Source organism: Photorhabdus sp. HUG-39, from assembly GCF_963878365.1.
GTDB lineage: Bacteria > Pseudomonadota > Gammaproteobacteria > Enterobacterales > Enterobacteriaceae > Photorhabdus > Photorhabdus kayaii.
The window spans coordinates 60,405-71,443 of record NZ_CAWNWY010000030.1; the positions used below are offsets into that span (position 1 = coordinate 60,405).

General features: G+C 43.0%; 9 protein-coding genes and 1 pseudogene. 1 reads left to right on the forward strand and 9 read right to left on the reverse strand.

Translation table 11 applies throughout. From position 1 onward, the window contains the following. Window positions 1-7: 7 nt before the first annotated feature. The 9 genes from crtB to AAC155_RS17735 all read right to left on the reverse strand — a co-directional run bounded on the left by crtB (window position 8) and on the right by AAC155_RS17735 (window position 10,231). On the reverse strand, window positions 8-934 hold the full coding sequence (gene crtB, locus AAC155_RS17695; protein WP_113043560.1) for a 15-cis-phytoene synthase CrtB: 927 nt from the start codon (window positions 932-934) through the stop codon (window positions 8-10). Further along, window positions 931-2,412, reverse strand: a complete 1,482-nt coding sequence (locus AAC155_RS17700; protein ID WP_113043561.1) for a phytoene desaturase — start codon at window positions 2,410-2,412, stop codon at window positions 931-933. The genes crtB and AAC155_RS17700 overlap by 4 nt, the downstream gene beginning before the upstream one ends. Then, window positions 2,405-3,580 (reverse strand): lycopene beta-cyclase CrtY, encoded by a 1,176-nt coding sequence (gene crtY / locus AAC155_RS17705; RefSeq protein WP_113043562.1) that lies wholly within the window; start codon window positions 3,578-3,580, stop codon window positions 2,405-2,407. Before crtY ends, AAC155_RS17700 begins: the two co-directional genes overlap by 8 nt. 113 nt (window positions 3,581-3,693) lie before the next feature. Then, complete coding sequence (locus AAC155_RS17710; RefSeq protein WP_113043563.1) at window positions 3,694-4,095, reverse strand: alpha-hydroxy-acid oxidizing protein; 402 nt, start codon at window positions 4,093-4,095, stop codon at window positions 3,694-3,696. 21 nt (window positions 4,096-4,116) lie between these two features. Next, a complete protein-coding gene (locus AAC155_RS17715; protein WP_113043564.1) occupies window positions 4,117-5,019 on the reverse strand; it encodes a polyprenyl synthetase family protein in 903 nt (300 codons plus the stop codon). Between the two features lie 121 nt (window positions 5,020-5,140). Next, complete coding sequence (locus AAC155_RS17720; protein WP_158536600.1) at window positions 5,141-6,574, reverse strand: carotenoid oxygenase family protein; 1,434 nt, start codon at window positions 6,572-6,574, stop codon at window positions 5,141-5,143. Window positions 6,575-6,925: 351 nt separating this feature from the next. Then, on the reverse strand, window positions 6,926-7,255 hold the full coding sequence (locus tag AAC155_RS17725; RefSeq protein WP_113043566.1) for a hypothetical protein: 330 nt from the start codon (window positions 7,253-7,255) through the stop codon (window positions 6,926-6,928). 890 nt (window positions 7,256-8,145) lie between these two features. Beyond that, window positions 8,146-8,994 (reverse strand): S-formylglutathione hydrolase, encoded by an 849-nt coding sequence (gene fghA, locus AAC155_RS17730; RefSeq protein WP_113043567.1) that lies wholly within the window; start codon window positions 8,992-8,994, stop codon window positions 8,146-8,148. A 127-nt stretch (window positions 8,995-9,121) separates the two neighbouring features. Further along, entirely contained in the window at window positions 9,122-10,231 is a 1,110-nt protein-coding gene (locus tag AAC155_RS17735) for an S-(hydroxymethyl)glutathione dehydrogenase/class III alcohol dehydrogenase (protein ID WP_113043568.1), read from the reverse strand. A 353-nt stretch (window positions 10,232-10,584) separates the two neighbouring features. Here AAC155_RS17735 and AAC155_RS17740 point away from each other — a divergent pair. Next, window positions 10,585-11,039 (forward strand): annotated as a pseudogene (locus tag AAC155_RS17740) (helicase-related protein); the annotation flags it as partial.

The window sequence follows — 11,039 nt, forward strand, 5'->3', positions numbered from 1 at the left end:
TTAATTTTTAATGAGGTCGCTGCCACAATTTGGGATCGCGAGGCGTTGTTATCGCCACCCGAGATATAAGCGCCTTCATTGCACCGGCCATTAATAAGGTAACTTTCTCTCTACGATTAGTTTTTTGTCTGCACTTCCAGGCTTGTGCTTCTGCTTGTTGCACTTTAATGCCGATTTTACGATAGATACCATGAGCAGAAGCGATGACCCAGGCTGAACGCAAAGGTAAACCAGCAAGCCCTGTCAGAGCAGAGGTATAATAAGACTCCGCTTCCACAATCAATCGGGATACCACCCGAGCTAGCGCAGGATGGTTTTCGGTATAAATAAGTGTGTCCGGCATTAGCCCTTCTTGGTGAAGCCATTCTAGCGGAAGGTAGCAACGCCCGGCCTTCGCATCCTCAATAATATCCCGAGCAATGTTAGTTAACTGAAAAGCAATTCCTAGATCGCAGGCCCGATCCAGCACACTCGCCTCGCGAACCCCCATCACCTTTGCCATCATCAGCCCAACCACTCCCGCGACATGGTAGCAATATCTCAGAGTATCATCTAACGTTCTGCAAGGGTCACCGCGTACATCCATCGCGAATCCCTCCAGATGTTCGAAGGCCTGTTGCTGAGGGATTTCATTACTCAGAGCAACTATCTGAAAGGCTGAAAAAGCAGGTTCGGTCATCGGTAAGCCGTCATAAGCCTGCTTCGTCAAGTATTGCAGCATTTGAAGTTTCTCGTGGGCGTCATACTTATCAACATTGCTTATTTGTCTCCCCAGCTCTTGCCCGTCTATTATATCATCACAATAACGGCACCAGGCGTACAGCATCATTGTGTTGTGCCGTGTTGCCGTATCGAAAAGTCGGGTGACACTGGCAAAACTTTTTGAGCCTTGCTCCATTATCTGAGTAACGTGTTTAAGTAGCGCGGGATTCATCTGGCTATATCCTCTAACATCAATGTGGCTGTGGCTTTTGCTGATCCAATTACGCCGGGAATACCCGCTCCAGGATGTGTTCCTGCGCCGACAAGGTACAGATTATCAATACGGATGTCCCGATTGTGTGGTCGGAACCAGGCGCTTTGTGTCAGCAATGGTTCAAAGGAGAAGGCCGAACCTAGATGGGCATTTAGCTGGTCACGAAAATCAAATGGGGTAAAAATACGATGAACGACTAACTGCTTGAGCAGACCGGGCATATAGTACTTTTCCAGATACGCGAAAATACGGTCGCGTAAGCGTGGCCCCTCTATATCCCAGTTGAGATTAGCTGTCCCCAGGTGTGGTACAGGGGCCAGAACGTAGTAACTTGCGCACCCCGGGGGAGCAAGGGATGGGTCAGTAACACAGGGGGCGTGGAGATAGAGCGAAAAATCCTCCGCCAATCTGTCATGATAAAAAATATCTTCGATGAGTTCCTTATAGCGTGGACCAAAGCAAACGGTATGATGGGCTAATTGGGCATGGTGGTGGTTCAGACCGAAATAAAGTACGAACAGTGAGTTGCTCATTCGTTTACGCACCAGTGTTCGGGCGCGGGCCATTCCGACCGGATGCTGACTCAACAGATGTTTATAGGTATGAATAACATCGGCATTTGAGGCCACAACGTCACATGTCATATTTCGTCCATCAGTCAATTGTACGCCTGTGACCCGATTACCATGAGTGGTGAGGCGTTTTACTTTTGCATTAAGCTCAATTTTTCCACCAATATCAGTAAACAATTTCACCATTGCTTCGACCAAGGCGCTGGTTCCTCCACGCGGAAACCAGACTCCCCATTCTCGTTCCAGTGCGTGGATCAAAGTATAGATAGAAGATACAGCAAAGGGGTTACCTCCTATCAGTAGCGAGTGAAATGAAAATGCCTGGCGCAGACTCTCATCCTTGATATAGTGTGACACTTGGCGATAAACACTACGCCATGCGTGTAAACGTATCAACTGTGGAGCCGCACTCAGCATGTCGCGAAAAGAGAGGAAGGGCACTGTTCCAAGTTTCAGGTAGCCTTCATCAAAGGTCTTCCGAGAATAGTCCAGAAAGCGTCGATACCCGTTAACATCACCTGGATTGAACGTATGGATTTGTGTTTCCAGATGTTGCTGATCATTGTCATAATCAAACATCTTGCCCGACTCCCAGCAGAGCCGATAAAAAGGGCGTACGGGAAGTAAATCGACGTAATCAGCCATACGTTTACCAGCCTGTGTGAACAATTCTTCAATGACATTGGGAGCGGTGATTACGGTGGGGCCAGCATCAAAGGTGAACCCCTGTTCCTTATAAACATAAGCGCGTCCACCTGGTTTATCCCGTTGTTCCAAAATACATGTCGGAATTCCCGCAGACTGGAGCCTTATTGCCAGCGCCAGCCCACCAAAACCCGCACCAATTACCAGCGCTTTAATCATGATAAAAACCCTGAAGCTTCTTGTGTTGTTTAAACATTGCCTTTAGGGCACCTTTTATCGGCACCGGCGGTTTACCTATGAGAATCCGGGCCTTATCGATGGAATTAAGTTGCTCTGCATAAAAACGTGCAATCAGATCTGGGGAAAGTTGATAAAAACGTTGCATCACTTTCCAACGTTGTTGTGGAGCCCCAGCGAGGAAGAGCATGCGATTTAGAAGACGGAAAAAGCGTTGGTGTTGCCACTGCTGCCGTGCGTAATTCCTGAGGGTAATGAATAAGGAGGTATCGGTAAGCTCTGGCAGAGCAACAATACGATCTGCCAACCGAACAGCGTGTGGCAGAGAGTAGCCTGTTGTGGGGTGAAATAAAGCTGCACGTAACCCACTGGTGGGCTGGCCTGCTAGTTGTGCCCAGAAAGAGGTAAAATCCCCCGTAAGTGTAATCGGGAGACAACTGCTCTCTTCTCGAACTAGTTTACCCAGTTTCCAACCATGCCTCTTCGCGTACTCTGCGATAGTTGCCTGTGACAAGGTCTTATCCGGCGCTCCCCGATCAACGTAATGAGTATCCTCTATCAGCAGACGAGTTGAGGAAAACGGTAGGACATAGATAAATCGATAACCTGTATTCTGTCCCACACTGGTATCCATTAAAATCGGGCGGGTTAAAGAGTGCGATTCTTCCAGTTCCCATTCCTGACCAAAAAATGCCTGGGTACCACTCCCAATAAATGGTCCTGGTCGCCAGCCTCTCCCATCAATGACTGCGCCTGCATTTAGAGCCGAACCGTCCTGTAAGTAAACCTTCTGTGGAGTTAGCTCCTTTACTAATAAACGAGTCTGTATACGCTCGCCCAAATATGTTTGGAGTATGTTTGCAAAGTGTTGGGACGTAACACTGAAATATGAATGTGGCAATGTGCGCTGAAATGCTGGAAAAATTACGTCATAACCTGACCAGCGATAGGTGATCAGCGGTGCTATCCACCCATGTTCCGCCTCAGTAAGATCATGTTGATGAAATGACCACGTGTGATTGCCTCCTATTGTTTCTGTGTTTTCAATCATCAACACTCGGAGATGTGGTTTACACTGCTGGAGACGCATCGCGATCAGTCCGTTAGCCAATCCTCCCCCCACCAAAATCAGATCCCAGTCGTACATCATTTTGTTGATCCTCCGGCAATCACAAAGTTACTCACCTCATCAAGAGTCATATACATCACGGAAATTCGTGTTTGTTGAAAGAGATTAAAGACATGCAATCATAGCGGAAAAACTCACGTTGGGAGCAGAACAGCTGTACGCAGAGCAGCAATATCAGGAGCTATCTGACGTAGTGAGCGACTAAGCCCATCGTTTGCTTCATTTTCAAGAGCAACACGTTGCGACCCGACCTCCATTGAAATTCCTAATATTTGAGCTGCCTCTGCAAGATGGTGATTAATCGCATGAGCACGATGAACCCCTCCAGTCATCGAGCTTATGAGCAATGGTGCCTGCAAAATTTTTCCAAAGAGGGAACACTTAAGATCTATTCTGTCCAGATCCAATTCTGGCAGAGCACAATGCTGAAATCGCCACTCAGCAAACCCTGTTTTTACCTGGGTCTCAGTTTGAGGAGAATGGAATATAATATCCAGATGCTCATTTTTACGTTGAGTGTGATCGATCTTTTTCATTTTTTTGGGCCAAGGTTGAAATTAATTAAACATCGCAATATTTTTATCAAACCAATATCGTATAAAATATCGTGAGGCTAAATTTCTGCGACACGCTACCGCCAAATATTTATCAATGTATCTGATGTGCCTGCGTAAATGTTCATGCACTTTAGATTCTCCGAGCAGTGTAACCATTGTTAACTTTTCCTTATCCTGAGACATATCTTTCCCTGTATTATTTAGATCATCGCTCAAGTCATCCAGTAATTGAAATGCCTGCCCCAAATGTTGTGATACATGGCGTAATGCCTGACGAGTTATATCAGGTGCATTCACAGCAATGGCCGCTAACTGAAATGTTGCGTCGAAAAGCAAACCGGTTTTTAAATCGTTGGTGGCCGCAATGGTGTGATAATTACCAGTACATAATGTATTGTTCAGATCGCGAAACTGTCCCTGGACAAGACCGTTTAAACCAACTGCATGAGAAAGTATGGCGACAGAAGCAGATTTATCGTATTCAGAAAGATTTGTTTCTACAATGAGACCAAAAGCCCGGCTTAGCAAGGCTACAGCCGCCAGGATCGCTACACTTTCACCATACTGCCGATGAATAGCTGGGCGTCCGCGCCGATGCTCAGCATTATCCATACAGGGAAGATCGTCTAAAATTAATGAGGCTGCATGTACTATTTCAATTGCAGATGCCAGCTGTAGAAAGTCGGTCTTCCAGGGGTTTTCTCCAAGATCCAGGACTATGAGCAACAATAAGAGGGGGCGGATACGTTTTCCAGACACTAGTGTACTTTCTCGCATAGCTGCGCAGACTTTGTCATCCGGGGCTCCTGAAGGAAGTACCAATTCTAGGTGCTGTTGTAGTGCACTCTGTAACTCCAGTAATGTTTCTTCATAATTCATAACTTGTGCAGTACTAACGTTCATAAATATTTCCCGAATCACGTAAATAATTTCACTAAGCTATTTGAAAAACAATGATAAGTTTATATTACTACTACAGGCTTTAGGCTTTAGGCTTTAGGCTTTAGGCTTTAGGCTTTAGGCTTTAGGCTTCCAGCATAACTTCATTTATCCAGCAGTGATGCATTCCCATTGGAATATGGTGCGGCAAACGCAATCTGCACACCATTGAGAGATCATCAGCATTTAAAACCACGACATCTGTACAGTGCAATTTTTCGACATAAACCTTAAAAATAAGCCAACCCTCATCTTCTTTAACAGAACCCTTTTTGGCTACAAAAACAGGTTCTTCAGGCAAATCATTATCAAAACTGTGGCTTATTACACTCTTGTCAAAAAAATCAAATTTAGTTATTGATCTCTCTTCACTTTCAGAATCCCCCCAGCAAACGAACCAGGCATATCTGTGCTTTCTACCACAGACTGTAGGGTTTATGGCTGGGAAATCAGTATTCCCCCTGAATAAAATTTCTTTATCGACATTCCCGGATGCAGTGCATAAAGTAAAACGACAAAGTTCTGAACTATTATTTTTAAATATATTCTGTGTAAATACTGGGAATGACCGCCAAAATGGGGCATCAAAAATCACATTTCCATCGGCATCTTCATAGCCATTTGTGAAATGAAAAATAAATCCAGGAGCTGCATCATAGAATTTCGCATCATGGCATTCTCTTGAAACTAAAAGAACCCTGCCATCTTCATTTTCACATGAATTCATAGATGCAAGTATGCTTTCATTGCCAATTACGTTCCTCAACTTAAGATTTATATGCGGCCCACCTAAAAAAAATAAAAAGTAATTTTTTGTCACTATGAAGTCGTGAATTAAGTACCTTTTCTTAAGCGGAATGTTGCATATAACAGTCATGTCACCGGTATTGTCTATTTTGTATAGCGTCAACTTAGAACCAATACCATATGTCACACCAAATCCATATAAATTATCATCATCTGGTATTTTTTTAGGATGTGCTGTAAATGGTACTTCACGAAGGTTAAGTTTGGGAAGGAAAGAGAATCGTGCTCTTAGCTTTCCAGAAAAATCATATTTTGAAATTGTCTCAAGAGTTACCGGATTAATTAAATGTGGCATTCCTCCTTCCCACAACGCCAGAAGTTTATGAGAATGATACACAATATTTGTATTTGCCGGATTTTTAATAATAAAAAATCTCATCCTGAATTTTAGTTTTTTGGGGACGGTTCCAACTGAGCGATACAGTAACCTTTGAGCTTCTTCTTCTCTTAAGTATTCTTTTGTTAACACATGTCTGTTTCTATAGAATACCCCATTATCACTGAACGTTACTTTAAATATCATCCCATCCCCATCAAATGGATGATTATAATATTCGTCTCCCCTGTGCAGGCGACCGGGACCAATTCTAAAGAAAGAACCTTTTAACTTTGAAGGAACCTCTCCTTTAATAGGAACTAATTTTGAATCAAGTTCCTCTAACTGGGATTGAAAGGGATTTAGATGGTTTTTCGAGAATACAAAATCGCTCAAGCCTTCACCTCTATATTTCCAACTGAATAATAGGTAATGATTTAATACAGGAGCTCTACAAGAAGATGCAATAATACTAAAATAACAGTACTGTGCTGAATATGAACAGAACTATTTTTTTTCAAATGGATTTTTATAACCGAAATCACAAAAAAGAACCCTGCCACTAACTAACACACTTTTGGTGTGATGGTGTACATGTAGAAGGGTGACTGAAATATTAGGAGCAATGCCTGATAAACGTGTTCTCAGGCTCGGAACGTGAGAGAGTGCAAGCATGAACTGTTCCCCAAATGTTGGACACCAATCCGTAAATAGGGGAACAGTTTAAAAATGTAAGGTATATATGTCTTATGAAACATCAATCAAGCCAAGATCACTGCTTAATGTCGTACCACTGATATCGTAGCTGGCAAGCACTTGGCTTCCTTTTTTGTATAAAAAAGCTTTACGGGCTTCATTATCATTTCCCCATACTACAAATACATGCATAAAAACTGTTGATCCATCAGGAACCCCAAGATCGCCTGGGTCAACAGTATCGGTTAATCCAAGAGTAATATTATTACCTTGCTTACTTAAATGCTTTTCACCATCGCCATCCATATAACTGAATTGGATTCTGGCAATGAATCCACCTGAATTTTTAAGGCTCATTTTGCCGATTTCTTGCAATGTCATCACAGTCTCCTTTTGAGAAAAAACTAATAACATTTAGCTATTCAAATACATAAGTCGTCTAAGATGTGTTAAATAAAAAATAAATCTTAACGAGTGGAATAAATAACACATTAAAACCACTATAACAAATAATTATTATATTTATTCTATGAAAAAATAAAGATTATCTTGATAAGTACCAAGCATAAATGATTTCCTTTCGTTAGATGTTTAATGTGGTTGATATTTTTCTTTACAATACAATGAGATGTTTTTTATATAACAACATCTTTATTGTTTTAATTGGTAATAATTTAAATTTATAACGTTTGGTGGTTTATCATGTTAATTGCGACATAATTACACTGTGAGTAAATCATTTCGTGTTTCCTTAATAAATCATTGGATGTTTTTCCATCCTGATTTTTTCTCAGTCGATTATTTAATTGGTTTATGATAATAATTTATCTCTTGGATCAATATTTAATTAAAGTCTGTATATTAGTATAATAAATAAAAATGACCTTATCTAATACTATAAGATAATTTTTTGATTTAAAAATAATTCATTAGGTGTTTTGTATCTCAATGTCTGATGTGAGCGATTATTTAGTTTATTAATAACAAATCTTATTTTCCATTTTGTCACCGGTGAAAAGTCTGTTTCCTAATATCTTCTGTCCTTTTAGGCTGTTCAAGTGACTTTGTTGTAGGGGGAGCCGCTGGAAAGATTAATTCAAACCAGCGGTCCACTCTGCAATTTGCCCAAGATAAATAGGGTAAAAAATTTCTTTAATACCTTGTTAACGTAGGGCTTTTTGTCTGAATTTGTATTGATCTGATCAAATAACCGCCAATATATTGGTTTGGTCATACTTTATTGTAAAAATATTAATGGATTCGTATGTAATTTATTGATTATCACAACAAATTCCCTTCAATACCTTGGCATGATATGCGATATGCTCGCCGATAAAACTGGCGACAAAATAGTAACTATGATCATAACCAGTGCGTAGGTTCAATGTGTAAGGATGCTCAGTGCTTTCGCATACATCCTTCAACAGCTCAGGACGTAATTGCTCTTCAAGAAACGGATCATCGGTACCGATGTCAATTAACATATGCAATGGCTCGGCGTTATTAGCCAGCAGCTCGACTGTATCATAGGCTTTCCATATGTCACGATCTTCACCCAGATAAGCGCGAAAAGCTTTTTCTCCCCAAGGAACTTGAGAAGGAGCAATAATCGGTGAAAAGGCCGACACGCTGTGGTAACGATCTGGATTGCGTAGCGCGATCATCAGTGCACCGTGGCCTCCCATCGAATGACCACTGATGGCCCGAGCGGTTGTTACCGGGAAGTGTGCTTCGATCAGTACTGGTAGCTCTGACACCACATAATCATACATGCGATAGTGCCGTGCCCAGGGTTCCTGTGTTGCGTTGAGGTAAAAACCGGCCCCCTGACCCAAATCATAGGCGTCATCATCTGCAACTTTCTCACCACGAGGGCTGGTATCTGGGGCGACGAGGATAATACCCTGTTCGGCAGCGTAGCGTTGAGCTCCCGCTTTAGTGATGAAATTTTGCTCATTACATGTTAGGCCCGAGAGCCAATACAGCACCGGTAATTTCTGGTGTTCAGCCTGAGGAGGAAGGTAAACAGCGAAATTCATGGCACAGCCAAGCACGGCCGATTCATGCTGATAAACATCCTGCCATCCCCCAAAACAAGCGTGGCGTTCAATCCTCTCCATTCTTTTTCCCTCTGTAAATCTGTAAAACATACAGGTTCACTCATGTAACGGTGAACCTGAGGCTATCGTTTCCTGTTTTGTTAAAAACCGCCTATTACAGCATGGTTTTTAACTCCTTCAGAACGACTTAGTAATGGATGACTGTGCGAATCGATTTTCCCTCATGCATCAGATCGAATGCTTCATTAATGCGTTCGAGCGGCAAGGTGTGAGTAACAAAAGGTTTTAACTCAATTTCACCTTTCATTGCCTCTTCCACCATTTTAGGCAACTGACTGCGGCCTTTGACTCCGCCAAAGGCAGTGCCTCGCCACGAACGACCAGTAACCAGTTGGAATGGACGGGTTGATATTTCCTGTCCCGCACCGGCTACACCAATAATCACTGATTGCCCCCAACCACGATGTGCGCTTTCGAGCGCGGCACGCATCACATTGACATTACCAATACATTCGAAGGTATGATCCACTCCCCATTCCGTCATCTCGATAATGACTTGCTGAATAGGTTTGTCGTAATCATTTGGGTTCAGGCAGTCGGTTGCACCGAACTGTTTTGCCAGCGCAAATTTTGCTGGATTTGTATCGATGGCAATAATCTTGCCAGCTTTTGCCTGACGAGCGCCTTGGATCACGGCAAGGCCAATGCCGCCGAGCCCAAAGACGGCAACGGAATCACCAGACTGTACTTTAGCGGTATTATGCACTGCGCCGATGCCGGTAGTGACACCGCAGCCCAGCAGGCACACTTCTTCATGGTTTGCTTCCGGGTTGATTTTTGCCAGTGATACTTCGGCTACGACTGTGTATTCGCTGAATGTGGAGCATCCCATATAATGATAAATAGGCTGCCCTTTATAGGAAAAACGGGTTGTGCTGTCCGGCATGACGCCTTTCCCTTGAGTTGCCCGCACGGACACACACAGGTTGGTTTTTCCTGATTTGCAGAACAGGCACTCTCTGCATTCTGCGGTATAAAGAGGGATAACGTGGTCACCGGGTTTGACGCTGGTGACGCCTTCACCAACCTCAACGACTATGCCGGCGCCTTCATGCCCGAGTATGACAGGAAAAATGCCCTCCGGATCATCCCCTGATAGGGTGAAGGCATCCGTATGACACACACCGGTATGGCTGATTTTGACCAGCACTTCACCGGCTTGGGGCGGGGCTACATCGATTTCAACGATTTCAAGGGGGCGGCCCGGTCCGAATGCAACAGCAGCTCTTGATTTCATAAGTTCTCCTTCTGAATAGACAGTGCGACGCGTTTGCGAATACAGATTAATAAAGTCAATCGGCTTGTCAGCGAAGATATCTTTGTAATAGTTTATTAAGAATATGATTTCGCATCTGTAGAAATGGTACAAAAATTTTAACATTAATACGTATTTTTAAAATAGCTGACTCGCGATAATTGGAAAACTATGATTTGTCATGGTTACAGATGTCCTTTCAGGAAAAGTCGGGTTGCGGAGAAATAACCAAACTTTGCACCAGTCATTGTGAGTTCCATAATATCCAACATAGCTCTATTGGCTGGCAAAGTATCGGTTAAGCAATGAGATTCTTGGGAGTTTTAACTAAATAACGTGAACGTGTTCATGAACTTGTGGATGAATTGCATCAAGCTGGCATTAAAGCCCGATACCTTGAAGGGGAAATGGTACAGGCTAAAAGGACGGAAGCAGTTAAGCACCTGAATGATGGCAGTATCACTGTTCTGGTTGCAACAGATATTGCTACCCGTGGATTGGATATTGATGATATCAGCCATGTTTTCAATTTTGATTTACCGCGCACCGCCGATATTTATCTACACCGTATTGGCCGGACAGCTCGTGCAGGTAAAGGTACTGCAATTACCTTAGTGGAAGCGCATGATCATCCTTTATTAGGCAAAATCAGTCGCTATCTGAATGAACCACTCACGTCGCGGATTGTTGATGAACTTCGCCCAACAACCAAAGCACCAAGTGACAAAGCCCACAATAAGCCATCGAAAAAAGTATTGGCTAAACGCAAAGAGAAAAAGAAAGCGGAAGA

What these genes read in the sequence shown, in the direction of transcription:
- fghA (WP_113043567.1), bottom strand. Translation starts at nt 8,994, where the DNA reads ATGGAGAGGATTGAACGCCACGCTTGTTTTGGGGGATGGCAGGATGTT.
- crtY (WP_113043562.1), bottom strand. Translation starts at nt 3,580, where the DNA reads ATGATGTACGACTGGGATCTGATTTTGGTGGGGGGAGGATTGGCTAAC.
- AAC155_RS17710 (WP_113043563.1), bottom strand. Translation starts at nt 4,095, where the DNA reads ATGAAAAAGATCGATCACACTCAACGTAAAAATGAGCATCTGGATATT.
- crtB (WP_113043560.1), bottom strand. Translation starts at nt 934, where the DNA reads ATGAATCCCGCGCTACTTAAACACGTTACTCAGATAATGGAGCAAGGC.
- AAC155_RS17725 (WP_113043566.1), bottom strand. Translation starts at nt 7,255, where the DNA reads ATGACATTGCAAGAAATCGGCAAAATGAGCCTTAAAAATTCAGGTGGA.
- AAC155_RS17715 (WP_113043564.1), bottom strand. Translation starts at nt 5,019, where the DNA reads ATGAACGTTAGTACTGCACAAGTTATGAATTATGAAGAAACATTACTG.
- AAC155_RS17735 (WP_113043568.1), bottom strand. Translation starts at nt 10,231, where the DNA reads ATGAAATCAAGAGCTGCTGTTGCATTCGGACCGGGCCGCCCCCTTGAA.
- AAC155_RS17700 (WP_113043561.1), bottom strand. Translation starts at nt 2,412, where the DNA reads ATGATTAAAGCGCTGGTAATTGGTGCGGGTTTTGGTGGGCTGGCGCTG.